Annotated in this window: 21 protein-coding genes and 1 pseudogene; 11 read left to right on the forward strand and 11 right to left on the reverse strand. The window is 55.9% G+C overall.

Annotated elements, in window-relative coordinates; genetic code table 11:
* Nucleotides 1-487: 487 nt before the first annotated feature.
* From MWU55_RS00005 to MWU55_RS00025, 5 genes are read right to left on the reverse strand one after another with little or no spacing between them, the layout of a single operon-like run.
* On the reverse strand, nucleotides 488-1273 hold the full coding sequence (locus MWU55_RS00005; protein ID WP_246933559.1) for an ABC transporter permease: 786 nt from the start codon (nucleotides 1271-1273) through the stop codon (nucleotides 488-490).
* Nucleotides 1270-1980, reverse strand: coding sequence for an ATP-binding cassette domain-containing protein (locus MWU55_RS00010; RefSeq protein WP_246933560.1), 711 nt, complete (start codon nucleotides 1978-1980; stop codon nucleotides 1270-1272). The genes MWU55_RS00005 and MWU55_RS00010 overlap by 4 nt, the downstream gene beginning before the upstream one ends.
* On the reverse strand, nucleotides 1977-2411 hold the full coding sequence (locus MWU55_RS00015; RefSeq protein WP_246933562.1) for a hypothetical protein: 435 nt from the start codon (nucleotides 2409-2411) through the stop codon (nucleotides 1977-1979). The genes MWU55_RS00010 and MWU55_RS00015 overlap by 4 nt, the downstream gene beginning before the upstream one ends.
* Before the next feature lie 10 nt (nucleotides 2412-2421).
* Nucleotides 2422-3390, reverse strand: coding sequence for a YVTN family beta-propeller repeat protein (locus tag MWU55_RS00020; protein WP_246933563.1), 969 nt, complete (start codon nucleotides 3388-3390; stop codon nucleotides 2422-2424).
* Between the two features lie 4 nt (nucleotides 3391-3394).
* On the reverse strand, nucleotides 3395-4570 hold the full coding sequence (locus MWU55_RS00025) for an ABC transporter substrate-binding protein (RefSeq protein WP_246933564.1): 1176 nt from the start codon (nucleotides 4568-4570) through the stop codon (nucleotides 3395-3397).
* A 120-nt stretch (nucleotides 4571-4690) separates the two neighbouring features.
* Here MWU55_RS00025 and pedF point away from each other — a divergent pair, with 120 nt between their 5' ends.
* A complete protein-coding gene (gene pedF / locus MWU55_RS00030) occupies nucleotides 4691-5398 on the forward strand; it encodes a cytochrome c-550 PedF (RefSeq protein ID WP_246933565.1) in 708 nt (235 codons plus the stop codon).
* Between the two features lie 11 nt (nucleotides 5399-5409).
* Nucleotides 5410-6315, forward strand: coding sequence for a transporter substrate-binding domain-containing protein (locus MWU55_RS00035; RefSeq protein WP_246933566.1), 906 nt, complete (start codon nucleotides 5410-5412; stop codon nucleotides 6313-6315).
* 3 nt (nucleotides 6316-6318) lie between these two features.
* On the opposite strand, the gene MWU55_RS00040 is transcribed toward MWU55_RS00035, so the two are convergent.
* The 5 genes from MWU55_RS00040 to MWU55_RS00060 are packed head-to-tail and all read right to left on the reverse strand — an operon-like array spanning nucleotide 6319 to nucleotide 11596.
* Nucleotides 6319-7203 carry an FAD:protein FMN transferase gene (locus tag MWU55_RS00040; protein WP_246933567.1) on the reverse strand — a complete coding sequence of 295 codons (885 nt, stop codon included), beginning with the start codon at nucleotides 7201-7203 and terminating at the stop codon, nucleotides 6319-6321.
* Nucleotides 7200-9281, reverse strand: coding sequence for a 4Fe-4S binding protein (locus MWU55_RS00045; protein WP_246933569.1), 2082 nt, complete (start codon nucleotides 9279-9281; stop codon nucleotides 7200-7202). The genes MWU55_RS00040 and MWU55_RS00045 overlap by 4 nt, the downstream gene beginning before the upstream one ends.
* Nucleotides 9278-9883, reverse strand: a complete 606-nt coding sequence (locus MWU55_RS00050) for an ATP-binding cassette domain-containing protein (RefSeq protein WP_246933570.1) — start codon at nucleotides 9881-9883, stop codon at nucleotides 9278-9280. Before MWU55_RS00050 ends, MWU55_RS00045 begins: the two co-directional genes overlap by 4 nt.
* The gene (locus MWU55_RS00055) at nucleotides 9870-10628 is read right to left on the reverse strand and encodes an ABC transporter permease (RefSeq protein WP_246933572.1); all 759 of its coding nucleotides are present in this window, start codon (nucleotides 10626-10628) and stop codon (nucleotides 9870-9872) included. Before MWU55_RS00055 ends, MWU55_RS00050 begins: the two co-directional genes overlap by 14 nt.
* Before the next feature lie 8 nt (nucleotides 10629-10636).
* Complete coding sequence (locus MWU55_RS00060; RefSeq protein WP_246933574.1) at nucleotides 10637-11596, reverse strand: ABC transporter substrate-binding protein; 960 nt, start codon at nucleotides 11594-11596, stop codon at nucleotides 10637-10639.
* Between the two features lie 149 nt (nucleotides 11597-11745).
* Here MWU55_RS00060 and MWU55_RS00065 point away from each other — a divergent pair, with 149 nt between their 5' ends.
* The 4 genes from MWU55_RS00065 to MWU55_RS00080 all read left to right on the forward strand — a co-directional run bounded on the left by MWU55_RS00065 (nucleotide 11746) and on the right by MWU55_RS00080 (nucleotide 17671).
* Nucleotides 11746-13497: a PQQ-dependent methanol/ethanol family dehydrogenase gene (locus MWU55_RS00065; RefSeq protein ID WP_246933576.1), complete on the forward strand. Its 1752-nt coding sequence runs from the start codon at nucleotides 11746-11748 to the stop codon at nucleotides 13495-13497.
* Nucleotides 13498-13566: 69 nt separating this feature from the next.
* On the forward strand, nucleotides 13567-14274 hold the full coding sequence (locus MWU55_RS00070) for a response regulator transcription factor (RefSeq protein ID WP_246933578.1): 708 nt from the start codon (nucleotides 13567-13569) through the stop codon (nucleotides 14272-14274).
* 21 nt (nucleotides 14275-14295) lie between these two features.
* Nucleotides 14296-15441 (forward strand): FIST N-terminal domain-containing protein, encoded by a 1146-nt coding sequence (locus MWU55_RS00075; protein ID WP_246933580.1) that lies wholly within the window; start codon nucleotides 14296-14298, stop codon nucleotides 15439-15441.
* Entirely contained in the window at nucleotides 15434-17671 is a 2238-nt protein-coding gene (locus MWU55_RS00080; RefSeq protein WP_246933582.1) for a PAS-domain containing protein, read from the forward strand. Before MWU55_RS00075 ends, MWU55_RS00080 begins: the two co-directional genes overlap by 8 nt.
* 93 nt (nucleotides 17672-17764) lie before the next feature.
* Here the strand turns inward: MWU55_RS00080 and adh are convergent, their stop codons facing one another.
* Nucleotides 17765-19285 carry an aldehyde dehydrogenase gene (adh, locus tag MWU55_RS00085; RefSeq protein WP_246933584.1) on the reverse strand — a complete coding sequence of 507 codons (1521 nt, stop codon included), beginning with the start codon at nucleotides 19283-19285 and terminating at the stop codon, nucleotides 17765-17767.
* Nucleotides 19286-19503: 218 nt separating this feature from the next.
* Between adh and MWU55_RS00090 the strand changes: the two genes are divergently transcribed.
* The 5 genes and pseudogenes from MWU55_RS00090 to MWU55_RS00110 all read left to right on the forward strand — a co-directional run.
* Complete coding sequence (locus MWU55_RS00090) at nucleotides 19504-20073, forward strand: sel1 repeat family protein (protein WP_246933586.1); 570 nt, start codon at nucleotides 19504-19506, stop codon at nucleotides 20071-20073.
* A 30-nt stretch (nucleotides 20074-20103) separates the two neighbouring features.
* Entirely contained in the window at nucleotides 20104-20724 is a 621-nt protein-coding gene (locus MWU55_RS00095; RefSeq protein ID WP_246933587.1) for a pyridoxamine 5'-phosphate oxidase family protein, read from the forward strand.
* A 119-nt stretch (nucleotides 20725-20843) separates the two neighbouring features.
* Nucleotides 20844-21260: a c-type cytochrome gene (locus tag MWU55_RS00100; protein ID WP_246933589.1), complete on the forward strand. Its 417-nt coding sequence runs from the start codon at nucleotides 20844-20846 to the stop codon at nucleotides 21258-21260.
* 89 nt (nucleotides 21261-21349) lie between these two features.
* Nucleotides 21350-21697 carry a DUF779 domain-containing protein gene (locus tag MWU55_RS00105; protein ID WP_246933590.1) on the forward strand — a complete coding sequence of 116 codons (348 nt, stop codon included), beginning with the start codon at nucleotides 21350-21352 and terminating at the stop codon, nucleotides 21695-21697.
* A gap of 74 nt (nucleotides 21698-21771) precedes the next feature.
* Nucleotides 21772-22239: pseudogene (locus MWU55_RS00110) on the forward strand (EI24 domain-containing protein); the annotation flags it as partial.
* Nucleotides 22240-22266 lie beyond the last annotated feature (27 nt).

Consider the following 22266-nt stretch of genomic DNA (forward strand, 5'->3'; position numbering starts at 1 on the left):
ATCTTTTGATCCCAATCTTAGGTGCGGCGAGCTTTACACACATGTTCCACCGTCTTGCGGGGCGTTAGAAGTCGGCGAAGTGCTTGCCGTGCGCCCTCAGACAGCTGATAGAGGTCAGCTTTGAGCGCAAAAACATGCTGCCAATGCAACGGTGGCGCGCTGTCATGTAGCAGGATAACCAGCCTTACATTCTCGATGCAGCATTGGTCAGAATGAGCCCGTAATTCCGGATGCAGCGTGGTACACTAAGGGAAATAAAGGACTGAAGCTGACATTCCCGGTATCACGTGACCCTTGACGGCCGTCAGGGATTTTTTCGAAAGCTGCTGTTCGGCTGCCCAATGGCGGCTTATCGTTGCGTGCGCAATTCTGATGTCTGGCGAGCGCACATAATGCGAAACGGCAAGACAATTCGCTGGCGGATCAAACAATGTTCATCTCAATAGGATACAGCCTTTCTTAGCAGGCAGGTCCAAGCAAGCCATACCTAGCCAACTTTTGCCCGTAAAAACGATTTTCTTGGATCGTACCCCCACAGGCTCAGCAGAAAGAAGCCTGCTGTACATAGGCACACCCACAACAATGCGATGAATTCCAGTCTCAGGTACAACGCGAAACGGATCAGCTCGACCGCGTATGTGAACGGGTTCCAAACCACCACCGCCGCGATGTAAGGCGCGTTTTCCTGCATCTGCCAAAGGGGATAAAGCGCGGTGGACAGGAAGAACATCGGGAAGATGACGAAGTTCATGACGCCGGCGAAATTCTGAAGTCTGCGGATCATTGCGGACAAAAATAGCCCCATGGCGCCTAGCATCAACCCAACAAGGAACAGGGCAGGCAATACTGCCAAATAACCGCTGAACTGCATTCGGATATCAAATACCCAAGCGATGGCCAGAAAAACGACGCATTGCAGGACCGACACGAAAGCACTCGCTAGAAGCTTTGCCAAAAGGATCCACCACCGCGGTACAGGTGCGGTCAGTAAAAGCCGCATAGACCCCATTTCCCGGTCATAGACCATTGAAAGCGAGGACTGCATCGCGTTGAACAGCACGATCATCGCGCACAGGCCGGGGACGATATAGGTCTCATACCGGATATAGGTTTCGTAGGGCGGGATGATCGACAGGCCAAGTGCCGCCCGAAACCCTGCGCCGAAAATGAAAAGCCAGACCAAGGGCCGAACAAGTGCTGCAAGAAATCGTTCGCGCTGGTGCAGGAACCGCAGAAGCTCGCGGATGATGATGGCTTTCAGACAGATCATCATAGCTGCGGCCTTTCGCTGCCCGCATAGTGCCGTGCCAGCCCTTCTGCACCTCCAAGTTCGGCGAATGCGCCGCGACTTGCGATCTGACCTGATTGCAGAACGATCACGTCATCCTCTGGCCAAAGCTCATCAAGCAAATGGGTGATCCACAGGACGGTCACACCCTGCGCGCTCATGCCATGCACCGCGTCAACGATGGCTTGCTTCGAGGCGGGATCAAGCCCGGTTGTTGGCTCGTCCAGCAGCAGGATCTTGGGGTTGGGCAACAATGCGCGTGCGATCTCAAGCCGGCGACGATGGCCGCCATTCAAATCACGTACCGAGCTTTTCTCGCGCCCTTCAAGACCGAACTGCGTAAGAAGCTTTTCGATCCGGTCGTCAGGGTTCTTCATTCCGTGCAGCCCCGCAAAGTAACGCAGGTTCTGAGAAACGGAGAGTTCCAGATCTAAGGCCGATTGTTGGAACACCATCCCCACGTCACGCAACCCCGCGCGCGTTTGTGACATGGATTGCCCCATCACCCGGACGTCACCGCGATCAGGCAGTAAAAGCCCTGCGATCAGGTTGAAGATCGACGATTTCCCGGCCCCATTAGGGCCGAGAAGAGCTGTAAATGACCCTTGAGCCAATTGCAGTGAAAACTGAGACAGAACCTTGCGCGGCCCATAGCTCAGATCCACGGTTTCAAGGGTCACTGCGTCTGTCATTCAATCTCGATCTGTATCGCCTGGCTTTCACCGGTGCTGCCCGGAATGCGCAGCTCGTATTTGCCGGGTTTGATCGCGACGAAGCCAATTTCCATCGTGCCCGCGTCGTCAAACTCGATCGAGTGTAGCGCGTAAGGGCGGATTTCCAACCCTTCGATGACGACTTCGTCCACCCAGATCGCGCGGAAGAAATCGTTCCCGGCCAGACCGATTTCGCCCGACCCATCTGCGGTGAACTCGACTTCGTAATACTTGCCGGATTTCAATTCCCAAGGAGCATCGGCCAACGGTTCTCCGACGGAGAGAATGACTTCGGGCAAGTCAACCTTGTTGGAGCCCGACAACAGCCCGGCCAATCCCAGATCATCATCGTTATCTGCGAACGCGGTACTTGCAGCCAGCAGGCTCGCGAGAAAGATTGCTATTTTCATTTTTGATTCCTTAGTTGGTCGGGCGTGCAACCGCGCCCCAAGGGAAGCGGCCGACTTTGATGGATTTGATGGCTTTGTTGGTGGCAAGATCGACGACGCTGACGTCGCCCGAGACACCATTGGTCGTGAACAGTTTCGTGCCGTCTGGCGAAAACGCCATGTGCCAGACGCGGCGACCCACGAGCACATAGTCCAGCACCTCGTACGTCGCTGTATCGACCACGGCGACGTGATTGGACGGACCAAGCGCCACATAGGCAAGGCTGTTATCCGCATTCAGCTCGACCCCAACAGGCTGAATCTTATCGGGGTGAACGCCGGTGATCTCGAATTCGATCTTGGCGATTTGACTTTGGTCGGATGTGTTGAAAACAGCCACGGTCCCGCCGATTTCTGAACTGACCCAAAGCTTGGATCCATCATCGGTGAATTCGGCATGGCGCGGGCGGGCATCGACCAACGTGTTGGCGTAGATACTGTTGGTTTCCGTGTCGATCCAATGCGCCATATTGGTGGTTTCCGACGTGGTGATCGTCGTTTTACCATCTGGGCTGACTGCCATCCCCTCGGGCTCGACGCCAACGTTGATCTGCGCGATCACGTGATGGGTTTCGGTGTCGACAACGGTGGTCACGGCATCGTCTTCATTGGCGATGTAAAGCAGCTTACCATTGGGGTGAAGCGCGAATTGCTCGGGGTCTTCGCCAGACGGCAGATCGTGAATGATCTTGCCGGCTTCAACATCAAGCACCTGAACCGAGTCAGAATCCGATGCGCAGATGTAGAGGTATTTGAAGTCGTTCGAGAACAGGATGCCGCGCGGACGTTCGCCAACTTCGTATTCCTTGACGACTTCCAACGTATCAACGTTGATCACGGAAACCGTGTCGCTTTTCTCGTTCGAGACCCAGATCTCGTCGCTGAAGGCCGTGGCAGGCATCAGGGCGATCAAAGCCGCCAAGCAGGTGTTCAATCTCATAGCTTTATTCTCCGAATGCTGTGCATTGGCTTTCCGGTTCGTCAGCGCCAAGGCTGTCCAGTTCGTTTCTGGCATGCAGGAATCCCTCAAGCGGGGCCATCGCGACCAAAGCCGAGGCATGGGTCAGGCCGATGGGTTGACGCATCTGGCCATTCCAGTTGCGGAAGGACAGGGGGCGTCCCTTGAACCCGGCCAGTTCGATTCCGTCCAAGAGGAAGGACCGGATCCCGTCGATCTCTGCGAAGTTCGTTCTAAGTTGGGCCTCGTCCACAGCCCGCAATGCCACCCAGGCAGCATAGTCCACATCCTGCATGTCCCGGCCAGACAGATCGCGGAAGCGGCTTTGCAGTTGGGCTGCCCCCCATTGTTCATTTACCCGGTTCCAGCCTGTGGCACGCAAGCCGTCACCGCCCAGAATAGGGCGCGGTTCCCATGTGTTGTAGGCCAGATAGCGCGCGAAATCATTGTGTTCATCCGCGACGAAAAGCACGTCGTAGTCTCCGAGCTTTTGCGTCAGCAGGTGCACTTCCGCGCCTGCCTGCCTGCGCAGGTCACCGTCGAGAACCCAAGGTTCTTCTACTGCGATGCTCAGGCCAAATTTGCGCGATGATTTGCGCAACGCATCAGCGAACATGGCATCTTCAGAAGCGGCCCCGGTGACGAGCGCCAGATTGTTCCATCGTTTCTTCAACACGAACTGCATCAGCGCGTCTGTTCGCATCGCATAGCTTGGCAATGTGTGGAGAAGCGTGGCACGGCAGTCTTCGCCGCGCAATTTGTCGTCATAAGACCGAATGTTGAAAAAGAGCCGCGCTTCGTTTCCGTCCACAAGGCTGGTCATTTCGTCGGCACTCATATCCAGCAGCACATAGGGCGCGGCGCTGCCCTGCAAAGCCGACTGCGCTGCCTCCAGATCGCCTTCGCCCAGATCGACCGTTTCCATGACGAATTGATATCCCATGAAACCGCCGGTGGTATTGTTGTCTGCTATGGCCAGATTGGCACCTGCAAGGCCCAGGTCTTCAGGGATCGGATCAAGATTTGACAAGACGGGACGTTCCGGAGTGGCAATCCTGAGATAGAGCACATCGATATTGCGCTTGTCGTCCGCAACACCAGTGGTCGCGGCGAGCAGTCCAACGGCCAGTGCAAACACAAATGATTTCAACAAACGCGTCATCTGATCCTCCCTAGAAATAGAGTGTCTGCGATTACTAGACGTTCGAGTAGTTGGACAAAGGTCGAATAGTGCGGTCGCAGCAAGCCATTTAGAAAGTTTCAAAAGCTTGGAGGAGACACAATGAAACTCTCGACACGGATGCTTGTGCCACCGTTCATTCTGGCCGCCGCCGCTGCCTTTGCCCATGGCGACGTTGCCCCACAGGCCGTCGACACATCTGCGCTTCCCAGTCTGGGAGAAGAATGGCTAGAGGAAAACCCTTGGCGTGATCCGGCGGGCGAAAACTGGCAAACCGCGATTGATATTGGCGCGTCGGGCTATAACCAGAACTGTGCACGTTGCCATGGCTTGGAAGTCGTGTCCGGCGGGCTTGCTCCTGATCTGCGTTACCTGAGCGCCGATTGGGACGGAGACGAATGGTATCTCGAGCGTTTCCGCCACGGCATGACCCAGAACGGGATCACCAAGATGCCTGCTTTCGGGGACCTTCTGGGCCAAGAAGCCGCTTGGGCGATCCGCACCTACGTTGAAACCCGCCCGGATGACGGGGCTTTTGACGACCATCAGACCCGCCTGTCTGCAATCCGCGATCTGCTGAAAGACCGCGCAACCGAGGTCGAAGGTGGCGCTGATGCGGCGTCCCTGAGTGATGATGTGGATGCGCTTCGGGCCGAACTGTCCGACATCAACGCTTCTGCCGAAACCGGTTCAGACGCTCCGGTGGCTGAATCCGCCGTGTCCCGCGCAGCGATTGCACTTGATGGCAGCGCTGGCAGCTTTGCAAAGGCAGCCGAGCTTCTGACCATCGGCCTGTCGGCGGCGAATTGATCGCGTTGCGTTTGGGTGTCCATATCGCATTGGTGCTCGGCCTGCTGGCCGGCACCACCGGACATGCGCTGGCAAGATGTGAGGATCTGGCCAAGGGATATGACGATGTGATCCCGAAACGCTCGGACACACGGATCGATGTTGGCCAGGACTTTGACACGATCCTTGACCGTGGGTTCCTGACATTCGCCGTCTACAAAGACTTTGCGCCGTTCTCGTGGGAGGATGGCGGTGAACCCAAGGGTATCGACATCGAAATCGCTCGCATCATCGCCGAAGACATCGGTGTCGAGGCGCGTTTCAACTTCATCGCGGCCGACGAGAATGTAGACGCGGATCTGCGCAATCAGATCTGGAAGGGACCACTGATTGGCGGGCAGGTGTCGAACATCATGATGCACGTGCCGTACAGCAAGGATTTGCAGTGTCGCAACGAGCTGGTGGTCCTGAACGGTCAGTATTTTAACGAGACATTGGCGACCGCCTATCGCATCGACGTGTTCCCCGATGATCCGCCCACCACACCCTATTACCGTTTCCACAAAGTAGGCGTCGAGAACCACACGATATCGGATTTCTATCTCTCGAATTTCAATGGTGGCATGTTGCTTTCGAACATTCGTCATTATCCCAGCCATGAAGACGCATTTGCTGCGATGGGCACCGGCGAGGTTGACGCGGTCATGGGTGTGAAGACCATTCTGGAGCATCTCGACCAAAGCGATGAGATCGCCGTGGCCACGCCGCCGCTTGTGAACTTCGCGCTCAATACGTGGACGCTTGGGATTGCAGTGCGTCACAATTTCCGCGAGCTGTCCTATGCTGCCGATTACGCGATTGCAGATGCGCTCGCCGACGGTCGGATCACTGCAATATTCGAGCAATACGGGGTCAGCTACGCGGCCCCGGACTACTAGGCACTAGCCCAGCTGGATCACCGCGCCCTTTGGGTTTTCCAGCCAGACCTTGGTAATGCCCATTGCAGCCAGATCCATCGTTTCGATCTTCGCGTGTGGGACAAGCGAAAGCGCGGTTGAATAGGCGTCTGCAAGCGCCGAGGTCTGCGCCTGAACCGTGACGGTTTTCCAAACCGGAGCCTTTCCAAACGGATGCACGATATGGGTCTGCCCATTGGCGCGTTTCATCGCGCCCGGCGCACTGGTTGCAAGCCCCAGATTACTTAGATCTGTATGCGTCAAACGTTGCGCTTCGCTGTTTTCGATACCTATTCTCCAATCACCGTCGCCTGCTGCAAACTCACCAAGGTTAACGAGATGAGCTGCATGTCCCCAGTGCTGCAAAAGACGAGACAGCTGATCGCTTGCATAGCCCTGCGCAATGCCGTTCAGCGTGAGGGCCGTACCCGGCTTTTCAAACCGGATCAGATCGCTTCGCACGTCGACCGTGTCAAAGCCAGCGATAGTGCCTTTCTGTGCGTGCCCGTCTTGCCAGACTGATTGAACGGTCGGGTCGAAGACCCCATCGGTCGCGGTCCAGACGCGTTTGGACATCTCGAGCAGTGCAACCAGATCTTTCGGCGGGTTGTGCAATTCGCCGTCCCGGTTTAACCGCGAAATAGCCGAGCTTGGACGGAACAGGCTGAACACTTGTTCCAGCCGTTCCACTTCGGTTTCAATCGCTGAAAAAATGCGCTCATGGTCTTCACTGCCATCGTGAAACACCACCGACAGATCCGCCCCGAAGCCACGCCCGCGCCATTCGCGCCGACTGGGGGTATACCGGGCAAAGGCCATTGCGCCCAATGCAGCTGCACCGATCTTTAAGACATTTCTTCGCTGCATCATGACGCCCGCGCCCTTTTCTTGTCGGTCACGATAAGCGGCACACACTTGTTGCGGTCTTCATAGATGTCGACGCAATCCAGACAGCCAAAGCACTCGGAATAGTCGATCTTACCCGATGGTTTGATAGCCTTGTACTCGCATTTGACTTTGCACAGCTGGCAGGGTGATCCGCAGTCCGCCCGGCGCGCGATCCACGGGGTCAGCCGCAACCAGCCGCCGATTGCCATAAGCGCACCAAGGGGGCAGAGGTAACGGCAATAGGCTTTGAACACGACCGCTGACGCAAACAGGCAGATTACGGCATAGAACACATAGTACCATTCCCGCTGGAAGAAGACCGAAATGGCTGTTTTGAATGGTTCGACCTCGGCAGCGATTTCAACGTGTTCCGGGCGATAGAACAGTGTCACGACCAAACCTGCGAGCATGAGGTACTTCAAAAGCTTCAAACGCCGGTCCCATCTACCCGAGACCGTCAACTGTCGGACGCCCAACCGCTTGGCGATCGCTCCTACAAATTCCTGCATCGCACCGAAGGGGCACAGCCAGCCGCAAAAAAGCGCACGACCCCAAATGAAAAAACCAATGATCGCGGCAATCCAGATCACGAGAGAAAACGGGTCGTAGAGCAGGAAGCTGAGGGACTTTCCGGCCAGCGCGGCGGAAAGCGTTGCAATCGGTGTCAAGATCGAGAGTTGCCCCTGACCCCACCAGCCGACGAACCCCAATGTCATGGCAAGAACGCCATAGCGCACCAGCCGATATTCAGGACGTCTCACGAAACGTCGATTGAATGCCATGATCGCAAAGATCAATGCCACGAACGCTCCCAATATCAACAAGTCTCCGCGACGGTTCACCAATGCGCTTTCGAACGGTGACAAAGGCTTGGGCGGCGTCAGCACATCAAAGAACCGTTCATCCGCGCTGACCGTCCAACTGAAACGCGCTTGTCCCATTTCTGGCTGAAGCATCCCGTGTTGACGAATTGCCAGCAGGGTAAGCTGCCAATCCCGCACCGGGTTGAAACCCAGACGGCGGTCCAGCCGCAGCACCATTGCCTTCCCATCCGGGACATCCTTTTTCAGATCGATCAGAAGGTCCGCATCCATGGCGGAAACCGGAAACTCGTCTTGTGTGGCCTCGATCCAAGCGGGCGCAGTGTTTCTGACGAAATCCTCTGATACCAAGCCGTGGTCCCCGGCTTCGATCAGAAGCAAGGTCTGGTCATCGGGCGAGATTCTTGCCAGCCGCTCCCAGTCGCGCAGCATCCGGTTGCCCATGACCGCGCGCGCGACCGAAGGTGCTGTCACGTCTACGATCCAAAGGTCAATGAAGGGGTCGCTGTCGGCTGCGTCAGGGTGGGGGTCGTCACTTTGCCATGTTGTGCCTGCAAACTCGGCTCGCACTTCGCCATGCGTGGTCACCACATGCCTTGCCAGTCCTTGATCAACCAGCTCTTGCCACGTGAAGTCGAGATCCTGATCAGGTTTCAGAACCACTTTTTCTTGTGGCCGGGCGATGCCTTTCAGTTTCTCGCGAGCCACTTCGCGAGCGGCGGCCATGATACTTTCATGCGCGATCCTGACCGATGCTGTCGCTTTGGTCACACCGTCCAGATAGACCAGCGATCCACCGCCGGCCGACCCATAGTTGGTGCCGATGGTGATCGGGGTGTTGATAGAGAGGCCGCGGTATTGCTCAAGGAATTGACGGAATGGTGCTTCGCCCAGACCCGACACGAAAATGGGTTCGCTTTGATTCAGCAGTTTCACGTCGATGAATCCGCCATCCATGTCCAACAAGACCATGATGTTGATCGCAGCCCCTGAAAACCCGGGAAGTGGTGATATGGCTTCGGATTGAATGACGTATCCCCCGCGTGCCCCGCTGCCGTTCAGCAGTTCCCAGACCCCTTCGATATCTGTCGGTTCGCCAAGGCTATAGGGTGCGATCACGGCATCCCGCAACTCGGCTTCGTCGACCAGATCGGCAGCCGCCCATTGAACCCCCACAGCCAGAAATAACGCTGCTAGGGTGGCGCGGAACAGGCCGTGGATGATGCCGGAATTGGTCACAGCGCGGCAAACTCCACGCCGTTCTGGGGTGCATTTCGCAGCTCGTAGTATTTTGCCCCAAGCGCCTCGGCTTCGTCCTGAGCATGGGTTACAAGCACCAACGCGCTTCCGGTTTTATCTAAAAACGCGCGTGTAAGCGTCAGCATCTCTTGCCTTAGGCTCTGATCGAGTGAGGTAAATGGTTCGTCAAGCAGCACCAGCGGCGTTGGAGTTAAAAAACACCGCGCCAGCGCCAAACGCCGCTGTTGTCCGACGGAGAGCTGACGCGGATAGTGATCCGCTTTGTCTTGCAGACCAACTTGGGAGAGGGCCGCTTGTATGTCTTGTTCATCCGAAGCGGGATGGAATATCTGAAGGTTCTCTTTGGTCGTGCGCCACTCCAGCAAGGTCGGGTTTTGAAACATCAAAGCAATTTCATCGGGAGCCTCGCGGGTGCCCACAAATCGCTTGTCCAGCCCAGCAATAATCCGAAGCAAGGTGGTTTTACCCACGCCAGAGGGGCCAAAAATCGCGACCCGCTCACCTTGTTTCAGGTCCAGATGGACGTCTTCCAAAACAGTGTGACCCGCGAAGGACTTGCGGTGAAGGTCAAGCTTCAGCATCGACTCGCCACCTCCCGACCCGCTTTTCGCTGGGCTGCATGATCGCAAATTCAATGAACAGGATGCAGATAACGAAGCTGAGCGCATAAGCCAGAACACCCGTCACGTCGAAAAGTGAGAACTGCGTGTGAATCTGTCTACCGATGCCGTTTGGGCGACCCAGAAACTCAACCACCAGCACGATCTTCCAAATGACGGAAAACCCGGTTCTCGCCGCAGAAACGATGTGCGGAAACAGTTCCGGCAGCACGATATGGCGAAGCTTGGTCAGCAGTGAGAGCCGATAAACGCTTGCCAGATCACGCAGCGCAGATGACGAGTTGCGTGCGCCTTCGCGGATGATTGTGGTGGTCATCGGCACTTTGCTGAGCGTGACGGCCAGCACGGCTGCAAACTCGTTCAGGCCCACCCAAAGGTAACACAGGACAATCAGGACAAGCGCTGGCAGGTTTAGGAAGATGATCAGCCACGGATCAAGCCAGGCGTCCAGCCCGTCTGATCGACCCATGGCATAGCCAAACGCGCCGCCGATCAGCATTGCCAACCCGAAGGCCGCAGCCACGCGCCAGGCGGTTGCAACCAAGTTTTCCTGCAGTTTGCCTTGCTGCCACAGCACGCTCATTTCGTGAAAGACCTGCAACGGGGACGGCAGAACCTGCTGATCCCCCAACAAGACCGAAAGGCCGTTCCAGAAAAGTAGGAACAGCCCTAAGGAAAAAATGCGTATGCCCGTGTTGCGGCGCATTGTCTGCGTCAGCTGCCGATGAACAACCCGGCTGGAAGAGATGTGGCTTTGCCGACAAGATCTTCACCACCAAGTTCGCCCATAAGCTGCAACATGTCCTGAACCGCATCGGTGTCGATCTCGGTTCCGGCGGGGATGCCGGCAATGAACCCGGCTTTTAGCGCCTCGAACTGAGCTTCGTTCTTGGGTTTCATGCGCGGCCGCACGACTTCCCAGGCTGCAGCATCGCTGCGCAGAATGTCCTTGGCTGCGCGTGATGCGGCGTAAAGCGCCTCCGACAATTTGGGGTCCATGTCGCCGTTTACGATGTAACCCAGCAGCGGCGTCGTTGTGCTGAGGCCAAGCGTTTCGGCGGCTTCTTGGACCGAGATGATTTCGACCAGACCCGCGGCCTTGGCCTTCGCTTGGAAGTGCCAGAAGTTGATCACTGCGTCGACTTCACCGGTCAGCGCGGATTTGAACATGAGCGGTGGCGCGCCAAATTCCTGACTGGTCATGTCCTCAAGATCCAAGCCACCCGTCTTTTCAGCATAGGCCTTCAGGATCAGCCAGCTTTTGTCCAGCGGACCACCAGCAATACCAACCTTTTTGCCTTGCAGGCCTGCCAGATCGGCGATGCCGCTTTCTGGCTTCACCATGATGCCGCCTACGGCGGTGGAATAAGGAATGAACTTCAGGTCGCGCCCTTCAGCACGCTGACGCGCAGCCCAAACAACATCCGACACCATCACGTCGATCTCGCCCCCAAGGAAAGCGATGTCTGATGCGTTGCCGCCGCCCATCGGGACGACTTCGAGCGTGAAGCCGTTCGCCACGTCGAGACCGTTATGCTTGATCGTGTCGAGTTCCCAGTTCACCGTGCCAAACGACAAGGCACCAAGCTTGATGACAGGCAGATCTGCCGCCAAAGCTACCTGTGCGACACAGGCAAATACCGCGCTGAACGCGGCCTTCTTGAATCTGAACATAACAGTCCTCCCTGTTTGTAAGCAGCGTAGGCAATCAGGGGTCGCATCTCCTATACGACCAATTGGCAATACCTTTCCGGCTCACTTTCCGCGACCTTTTTGAGCGACAGGAATCTGGAGTTTCTGTCGTCTCGGAATGGGAGGACACGATGAAAAAATTGCTACTGGCGACGTCTGCGATGGTATTCGCAGCAACGGCGTCGATCGCGGGGGTGACCGAAGAGGACATCGCCAACGATCAAAATATCACCACACAGATCGTGAGCAACGGGATGGGGCGTCATCAACAGCGCTACAGCCCATTGGATCAAATCAACAAAGACAATGTGAAGAACCTGGTTCCGGCCTGGGCCTTCTCGATGGGCGGCGAGAAACAGCGCGGGCAAGAATCCCAGCCGCTGATCTATGACGGCATTATGTATGTGACCGGCTCGTATTCGCGAATGTACGCAGTCGATGTGAAAACCGGCGAAGAGATCTGGCAATACGACGCTCGTTTGCCCGAAGGCATTCTGCCCTGCTGTGACGTGATCAACCGCGGTGGTGCCATCTATGGCGACAAGATCTATTTCGGCACGTTGGATGCACGGATCGTCGCGCTGGACCTGAAAACCGGTGACGTTGTCTGGAAAGACAAGATCGCTGATTACAAGGCGGGTTATTCTTATACTGCGGCTCCGCTGATCGTGAATGGGCTTGTCATCACCGGCAACTCGGGCGGCGAGTTTGGCATCATCGGAGAGGTGCAAGCACGTGACGCTGAAACCGGTGACGTGGTTTGGACCCGCCCCGTGATCGAAGGTCACATGGGTACGCTGAACGGCGAAGAAAGCACCATGACCGGCGAGTTGAACGCGACCTGGCCCGGCGATCTTTGGAAAACCGGCGGCGGCGCAACGTGGCTTGGCGGCTCGTACGACGCCGATACAGACACGCTTGTATTCGGCGCAGGTAACCCCGCACCCTGGAACTCGTGGCTGCGCGGTGCCGGCGACACCAAAGACGGATCTGCCGACAACCTCTATGCCGCGTCGCGTATCGGGATCGACCCTGCAACGGGCGAGATCAAGTGGCACTATCAGACCACACCACGCGAAGGCTGGGATTTTGACGGCGTGAACGAAGTTGTTCCGTTCGTTGATGCGGAAGGCAACAAACGCTACGCAACGGCAGACCGTAACGGGTTCTTCTATGTTCTGAACCGTGATGACGGTGCCTTTGTTTCGGCCTCTCCTTTCGTGAAGGACATCAGCTGGGCATCAGGGATCGACGAAAACGGTCGTCCGGTGTTCAACGAGGAAAACCGCCCCGGCAACCCTGCCGACGCGGCTGACGGCGGCAAAGGCGACGTTGTGTTCTCGGTTCCGTCCTTCCTGGGTGGTAAGAACTGGATGCCTATGGCGCACAGCCCAGACACCGGACTGTTCTATGTTCCTTCAAACGAATGGGGCATGGACATCTGGAACGAGCCAGTCAGCTATAAGGAAGGCGCGGCCTATCTTGGGTCCGGCTTTACCATCAAACCGATCTTTGAGGACTACATTGGTTCCCTTAAGGCGATCGACCCGAACACCGGAGACGTCAAATGGGAATACAAGAACGATGCGCCTCTTTGGGCTGGTGTGATGACCACCGCAGGTGGCCTTGTCTTCACTGGCACGCCTGAGGGCTATCTGAAAGCCTTCGACGCCGACACGGGCGAGGAACTGTGGAAGTTCCAAACCGGCTCGGGCATCGTTGGTCAGCCCATCACCTGGGATCAGGATGGCGAACAGTATGTCGCTGTGGCCTCTGGCTGGGGTGGCGCGGTTCCGCTTTGGGGCGGCGAGGTAGCCAAGAAGGTCAACTTCCTGAACCAAGGTGGCTCGGTCTGGGTCTTTAAAGTCCCGACCATTAACTGACCTAAGTCAAACTTTGCAGAGCCCGCGCCTTGTGGGCTCTGCACTTTCGTTATTAGATTAGAGGCGAAAATGAAAATGGCCGAGGTCGTCATGCCGAGTTTCGGTGACACAAGCGAACTAAGATTGTTGTTGATCGACGATCACCCGTTGTTTTGCGACGCGATGGCCATGACGGTTGGGGAAATTTTTGACGCGCCACTGATCCAGACCGCCGCAACGCTTAAAGATGCGCTGAAGCGTGTTTCGGACACCCCGCCAGACCTTATCGTACTGGATTTGAACCTTCCGGACGTAGATGGTGTTGATGGCTTGATCCGGCTGCGTTCGGCTGTGCCTGACGCTAAGATCGTCGTGGTTTCGTCGATGTCGGACAATCGTGTGACTTCAAGCGTTCTTGATTCAGGGGCAGTTGGGTTCGTTCCCAAAGGCAGCCCACGCGATGAACTTGTCCGCGCATTCCAGATCGTCGCGGATGGGGAAATCTATACACCCGAAGACTTCGTTGCACCGCAGGGGGATTTCCTGTCGCAGGAAAACCAGGACGTGGTCGAGAAGCTTTCGAGTCTCACGCCTCAGCAGTCGGTCATTCTGAACCTGATCTGCGAAGGCAAGCTTAACAAGCAGATTGCATATGACCTTTCCATCGCCGAAACGACGGTGAAAGCGCATTTGACTGCAATCATGCGCAAGCTTGGGGTTCAAAACCGTACACAAGCTGTATTACTCGCAAAAAAAGTCAGCTATGTTTCGCTAACGGGGGAAACTGGCGAAAGCTAGATTTCCAGGGAGGGAAACTGATTGAGCGAGTCTGACGCGCCTATCGTCGTGACCGTATCAGTCGACTTATTGGCTGAAACGGATCCAGCTGGAAAGCTGGTCGAGGCATTGGGAGACAACCCCTATGCCTGCATTATCGTTATGGCTTCGCCTGATGTTGAACTGGAAGGCTTCACAGCAGAACTACAAACTCATTTGAATGCCCCGCATATCTTGGGCGCACGCACGGCAGGCGAGATTTGCGACGAAGGCTATAGCGAGAACAGGATTGTCGCGCTTGGCTTCCCGCAATCACATTTCGCCGCGAGTGCGCGAATGTTTGAAGCCCTTGATGACCCGGACGAGGTTGCGATAGGCCGCGAAGTTCTGGCACTTCGCCACGACGCGCAGGCGCAGCGCCATGATTTCAAGCACGAGTTCGCGTTTCTTCTGGTGGATGGCCTGTCACGCCGCGAAGACGCATTCGTTCTGAACATCTCTACGGCGCTTGGATCGACCCAATTGTTCGGAGGATCGTCGGGTGACGGATTGCGGTTTGAAAGCGCGCCAGTTTTCTATAACGGACAGGTCCGCAATAAGGCCGCAATCGTACTGGTCGTCCGCAGCGATTGCCGGTTCGAGGTGTTCCGAGAAGACCACTTTGAGTCCTCGGAAAAACGCTTGGTCGTGACCGGCGCAATCCCTGAGAAGCGCCTTGTGACCGAGATCAACGCGGAGCCCGCCGCCCCAGAATATGCGCGGATTGTGGGCATTGACCCCAATCAACTGTCGCCCTTCATCTTTGCCTCGCATCCGATCGTCGTTTCTGTGGGCGACCAACACCACGTACGCGCGATCCAGCGTGTCGAAGAAAATGGGCATCTCCGGTTTTTCGCATCGATTGACGAAGGGATGGTGCTGACGGTTGCAAAAGCCAGAAATATCTCGGAACACTTGAAAGAGGTGCTCGATAAACTCTCAGCGGACCGGGAACCGGATTTGATTTTTGCGTGCGACTGCATCCTTAGGCGGCTTGAGGCCGAGCAGAAGCAAGAGGTCATCAACATGTCTTCTGAGCTAAGAAAACATCGCGTCGTAGGGTTCTCAACCTATGGCGAACAGCACAATATGCTGCATGTAAACCAAACCCTTACAGGAATAGCGATCTATCCACCTGACCATGAGTGACCCGCATTCGACAGATGGCCTTTTGAAGGCAACCGACAGCCTTGAGCGTGAAAATGAGAAGCTCAAGGTCATTGTCGACAAGCTGATGTCACGTGTGGAACGGGCGACTGTCGACAGCGCGAAAGGGTATATGCATTTCGAGCGCGCGATAGCGCTGGAAGGCGAAGTCCAGCAACGCACCAGCAAGCTTGAGGAGGCGCTGGACGTTCTTCACGCCACCAACGCACAGCTTGCTGCCGCTCAGCGCGAGGCAGAGAAAGCACGACAAGATCTGTCGTCAGCCGTTGAGACAATCCAGGAAGGCTTTGCGATTTTCGACGCCAGCGAGACACTGGTGATGAAGAACTCGCGGTTTTCGACCATGTTCCCAGATGTCGTTGGCGAGATAAAACGCGGCATCAGCTTTGAAAACTACCTTCGTCTGACGGCAGGAAGCGTCCATATCGTGCGCCCCGGCGGCATGTCAGTGGAAGACTGGGTGAACCAGCGCATTGTGGTACACAAAAGCAAATCTGTGAACTTTACGCTTGAGCTTAAAGACGATCTTTGGCTGCAGATCAGTGAGCAGAACACGCCGGATGGCGGTACGATTGTACTACAAACCGACATCACCGACCACACGCGGCTGGAACGCGAAGAACGCGCCAAGATTCTGGATCGACAAGCTAAGATCGTTAAAGCGACGCTTGAGCATATCGAACAGGGCGTTTTGATTTTTGACGCGGATCGAAAACTGATCGAGTGGAATGATCCGGCCATTGAAATTCTTAAGATTCACCGCCGACTTGCACGCGCCGGAATGCGTTTGGCCCGGTTTGAGCGGCTCTTCGAGCCCGGTGTGGTGTTCACCCCTGAAAGCCAGCCACAAGTCGTCTTCGATTGGGCATCGATCCACAAGAACCGCGAAATCCTGCGTTGTGAATTGGAGGCCGTGAATGGCTTCCAATACGATGTTGTCGGGCAAGAAATGGCAGATGGGTCATTCCTTGTGTCTTTCAACGACGTCACGAAACTGCGGCAGACCTACAAGGATCTGCATCAGGTCAATGAAACGCTTGAACAGCGCGTTGTTGAAAGAACGGACGAGCTTCGGACAGCACGAGATTTAGCAGAACGCGCCAACGCCTCGAAGTCGCGATTTGTTGCAGCGGCCAGCCACGATCTGTTGCAGCCCGTGAACGCCGCCAAGCTGTTCATCTCGTCCTTGGAGCACACAGCACTTGATCCCAAACAGAGCTCTATCGTGGGGCGGATTTCACAAAGCTTTCACTCGGTCGAGACAATATTGGGCGCGCTTCTGGACATCTCGAAACTTGATTCCGGGCAGGCAGTGCTGAATGTCTCGGAGTTTTCGTTGGCTCAAATCTTCGAACGCTTGCTGGAAGAGTTTTCAGGTGCAGCCGCCGCGAAGGGTCTTGAACTGTCCGTTGTACCCACCTCGGTCCGTGTGAAGTCTGATCCGGTTTACCTTCGCCGTATTTTGCAAAACCTCGTTTCAAACGCGATCCGTTACACGAACGAAGGTCGCGTTCTTGTAGGTGCACGCCACCGGGGGGAACGTATCGACGTCTATGTCATCGATACCGGCATCGGGATTTCCCCTGAAGAACAGGAACTGGTGTTCACGGAATTTCACAGGTCCAATCCCAGCCAGGCAACGGAATCTGCGATGGGGTTGGGGCTTGCAATTGTGGAACGTGCCTGCGGGATGTTGGAGCATGATCTGGAATTGATCTCGACCGTTGGGTCGGGCACATCCATTCGCGTTTCGCTTCCGCTTGCGGAACAAGAAGAGTTGGCCGTCGAGACTGTGCAGCCCAGCCGGGATATCCCGGTGTCGCTTAAGAACGCATTGATCATGGTGATTGAAAACGACCCGACCGTGCAAGACGCCATGGAACGGGTGCTAGAGATGTGGGGGGCAGCGCCATTGATCGCTGCGTCCCTGGAAGAGGCCGAGGCTCAGATCGCTGAGCTTGGAATTTTGCCTGATATCTTTCTTGTTGATTACCATCTGGACGACGACGAAAACGGGCTCGACTTGATTGGCAATCTGCGTGGCAAACACGGGCCGCTTCTATGTGTTTTGTTGACCGCGAACAGGTCGCCCGAGCTTGCGCGCGAAGCGCACCAGCAAGGTGTGTTCCTGCGCTACAAACCACTGGATGTGGAGGATCTGCAGGAACTTGTCGGCGGCCTGTTGGCAAGCCGGTCAAACGCTCAAAACTAAGCCTTCGTTTAAAGTATGAAAAAACCCGCCTCGTTAAGAGGCGGGTTTACAGTTCTTGTGGCAGTTTTGAGGTCTGCCACAGCGGGAGTAATCCTAGAAGAAGCCCAACTTGTTGGGGTTGTAGCTCATCAAGACGTTCTTCGTTTGCTGGTAGTGATCCAGCATCATCTTGTGAGTCTCGCGCCCGATACCCGACTGCTTGTAGCCACCGAAGGCCGCATGAGCGGGATAGGCGTGGTAGTTGTTCACCCACACACGACCGGCTTCGATCGCGCGGCCAAAGCGATAGCAGCGGTTTGCATCACGCGACCAGACACCAGCACCAAGGCCGTACATGGTGTCATTTGCGATCTGCAGTGCTTCTTCTTCGTCCTTGAAGGTCGTGACCGACACAACCGGACCAAAGATCTCTTCCTGGAAGACGCGCATCTTGTTGTGGCCTTTCAGGATGGTCGGCTGGATGTAGTACCCACCCGAGATGTCCCCGTTGAAACGGGCAGCATCGCCGCCGACCAGAACCTCGGCACCTTCTTCGCGGCCGATGGTCAGGTAGGACATGATCTTGTCCTGCTGCTCCTGGCTGGCCTGCGCGCCAACCATGGTGTCGCCCAGACGCGGGTCACCTTGTTTGATCGCTTTTACGCGCTCAATGCAGCGGGCCATGAACTCTTCATAGATGTCTTCCTGAACCAGCGCACGCGAGGGGCAGGTGCAGACCTCGCCTTGGTTGAAGGCAAAGAGGACGAAGCCTTCGACGGCCTTATCCAAGAACGCATCATCTTCGGCCATAACGTCCGAGAAGAAGATGTTGGGCGATTTGCCACCCAGTTCCAGCGTGACCGGGATCAGGTTCTCGGTTGCGGCTTGCATGATCAGGCGACCAGTTTCGGTCGACCCAGTGAAGGCGATCTTGGCGATACGGCTGGAACGGGCCAGCGGTGCGCCAACTTCGGCACCATAGCCGTTGACGATGTTCAGGACGCCGTCGGGAAGCAGGTCAGCGATGATTTCCATCAGCACCATGATTGCAGCAGGGGTTTGCTCGGCCGGTTTCAGCACGATGCAGTTACCAGCGGCCAGAGCAGGGGCAAGTTTCCAAGCCGCCATCAGGATCGAGAAGTTCCAAGGGATGATCTGACCCACAACGCCCAGAGGCTCGTGATAGTGGTAGGCAACCGTGTCTGCGTCGATTTCCGACATGGTGCCTTCCTGGCTGCGCAGAACGCCTGCGAAGTAGCGGAAGTGGTCAACCGAAAGCGGAATGTCAGCCGCGGTGGTTTCACGGATCGGTTTACCGTTGTCCCATGTCTCGGCCGTCGCGATGATTTCCAGGTTCTCTTCGATCCGGTCCGCGATTTTCAGCAGGGTGTTCGAACGCTCTGCAGCCGAGGTACGACCCCAAGCTTCTTTCGCAGCATGGGCTGCATCCAGTGCAAGTTCGACATCAGCCGCATCCGAGCGTGCCACTTCGCAAACAGCAGCGCCGGTGATCGGGGTCACATTGTCGAAGTATTTGCCGTTTACCGGTGCAACAAACTTGCCGCCGATAAAGTTGTCGTAACGACTTTTGAAGGGCGAGGCGAAAGTGCCTGCCTCTTGAGCCATCTCATTCATAACGTCTCCTCCCAAGATTGGTGAATGAAGTTCAGATGGCGAAATCATGGACCCAGGAAGGGGTTTCGACACCCCCGACTTTGGTCGGACATCCAAGAAGTGGATTGAAAATCGCTTGCGGGTTAGTCTGTTTCTGACCCTTGAAGTGCTACAAGCAGCCCACTGTCAGCAGCTTCAAACACGCATTACAGGTGGGCGCAGATTGCCAGGAGATACCGATGACCCTGAAGAAGTTTGTACAGACCAGCATTGTCTTGTTGATTGTCGCCGGGCCTGCCTGCGCCGACGACCGCGAAATGACGTCCGATGAATTTGGTACCCACAACCCCGAAGAGCTGACGCTCCACGGTGCGTTGGAGCGGCTTGAACATGGGGAAGCCCACCCGATGGAATACGCGATGGGGTATTTCGCAGCGAAAGCCGGACTGCATGACGAAGCAAAAAGGCTGTTCGAAGGGTCCGTGGATGAATACGCAAGCCCGCAGGGTATGACGTGGCTGTCATGGATGGCTGACAATGGTCTTGCAGGACCAGAAGATCCAGAGGCCGCCGCCGAATGGGATCGGCGCGCCGCCGAGGCCGGCAGCGAGGTCGGCATGTTCAATCACGGCCTGAACCTGCTGCGCGGACGCGGGGTTGCTCGGAATGAAGAAGAGGGGCGGAAGATGATCGAATCCGCCGCTGAGTTAGGCCAGCCACGCGCGCAGCATCTGATTGACAATGACTATGATCTGGAAAGCGTCACACCAGATGCAGACAGCTGGAAATACAATCCGCTTGCATTCTAAAGGCATGCGCCATTTGAAAGGAGCCTTCGAATGGAAGACTATTCAAATCTGATGTTTCGCGGACAAGTTGCCGAAATCCAGAAGGCTGAAGGGTTCTATGACCGACACAAGGCAAGCTATCAACGTCGTACACAGTCTGCGCTAAACCCTGACGACGTAGCCTTCATTCAATCACGTCAGAGCATCTATATCGCGAGCGTAAGTCCTGACGGGTGGCCCTATGTCCAACATCGAGGAGGCCCAACAGGTTTCCTTAAAGCGATTGGTCCAACTCGCATTGCTTGCCTTGATTATGTAGGCAACCGTCAGTTTTTAACCATGGGACATGTTGCCGAAGACCCTCGGGTTTCGTTGTTCTTGATGGATTACATGCGTCGTGCGCGGATGAAAATTCAAGGGCGCGCAAACTTGGTACGACTTGCGGACGCAGATCCAGATGTGTTGAAGCACTTTCCCACTGAAGGCACGCCCGCCGAACGGCTATTGGTTGTCGACGTTGTGGCGATGGACTGGAACTGCCCCAAATACATTCCGTCATTTGTTCCCGTAGATGTCGCAAACGCCGCCACCGAGAGTTATGCGGCTGAGTTGCAGGCTGAAAACGATGCGCTGAAAGCCAAGCTGGCTGAGTTGGAAGCAGGCAGCGGATAGGTGACGACAGGTATCTGTCTACGACTAAAGTCGTAGACAGATACCTGTGTTTTATTGACCTGCGTCAAACGGAGCCTCCAAGCCACCTTCTATCATTGGGCATCAAATCGGAGGCTCAAATGAAATTTCTCGCCCGCACTCTCAGCTTCGCTTGCCTTGCATTCGTAGCTTCCCCTGCAGCAGCAGACACCACCTTCGAGAAGATCAAAGTCGAAGCGGGTGAAAAGCTGTACAATTCTGAATGCCGCAAGTGTCATGCCGCGGATGCGTCGGGTCCCAGCTATGGCCCGCCGCTTGAAAATATCGTCGGGCGCGGTGCGGGTATGGTGCAAGACTATGACTATTCAACCAGCCTTGAGGCTTCTGGCATCGTCTGGACACCTGCCGCGCTGCGCGCGTGGATGGAAGACAATGACGGCTTCATGCCTGGCACGAAGATGCGCCATGTCGGCATCGAAGATCGCACGGTGCAGGACTTCATCATTGCCTATCTGACAAGCATCACCACGCAGGACAACGCGGCGATTTCCGAATGAGTTTTCAGCGCCGACGCCTCTAGACTTTGGTCGCATATTGCCGGTGGCACTTACCGACTACGCTGACTTCACCAAGAAGGAGCCGTACGATGGTGGAAGAAGTGGAGAAAGTTGTCGTAACTGAAGCCGCGTTGGCACTGCTTGAAGAAATTCGGGCCGAGCACGGCGATGTTGTGTTCAAGATCTCGGCCGGGTGCTGTGATGGCACCGGGCCCATGTGTTTTCGCGAAGCTGACGTCATGATTGGCGTGAATGACGTCAAACTGGGCGAGGCAGACAACGCCGGTATCTGGGCGGCGCCAACCATCGCGGAGCTTTGGAAAAACTCTCAGATGATCCTAGATGCAGGGCCGGGATCCGGTGCGGGTTTTAGCCTAGACAATGGCCGGACAACCCATTTTCTGACGCAATCACGCAGCCTGTCTGTCGATGTATAGAGTTCTTTGATGATGCTCAGATTGCCAGCACATACCTAGGCGACGATCGAAATTTGAACAATCGAGTGAGTTTCATGATCGTCTTGTCAGTTGTTCTGATGGTGCCCGTAGCGGGTGCGTTTACAGGCTTGTTTCTGGACGAGGTCGCCGACGCGGTCGAGGCCAAGCACTATCCCCATCTTGCCCCCAACGCGGAACAGCCCCTTATGGTTGCAGTACGCGAAAGCCTTGGGTTCTTCGGGGTGATCGTGGGCGTGAACCTGATCGCACTGATAATGTTCTTCTTCGTCGGCCCGCTTGCACCGATCCTGTTTTACGCCGTGAACGGCTACCTTCTGGGACGCGAGTATTTCACAATGGCCGCCATGCGGCGCATTGGGCGGCACGAAGCCCATCTTCTGCGCAAACGCCACAACGCCCAGATCTGGCTGGCTGGCTGTTTGATGGCAGTGCCGCTATCCATCCCTTTGGTGAATCTTTTGATCCCAATCTTAGGTGCGGCGAGCTTTACACACATGTTCCACCGTCTTGCGGGGCGTTAGAAGTCGGCGAAGTGCTTGCCGTGCGCC

It is taken from the genome of Aliiroseovarius sp. F20344 (assembly GCF_023016155.1).
In the GTDB taxonomy this organism is placed as follows: Bacteria; Pseudomonadota; Alphaproteobacteria; order Rhodobacterales; family Rhodobacteraceae; genus Aliiroseovarius.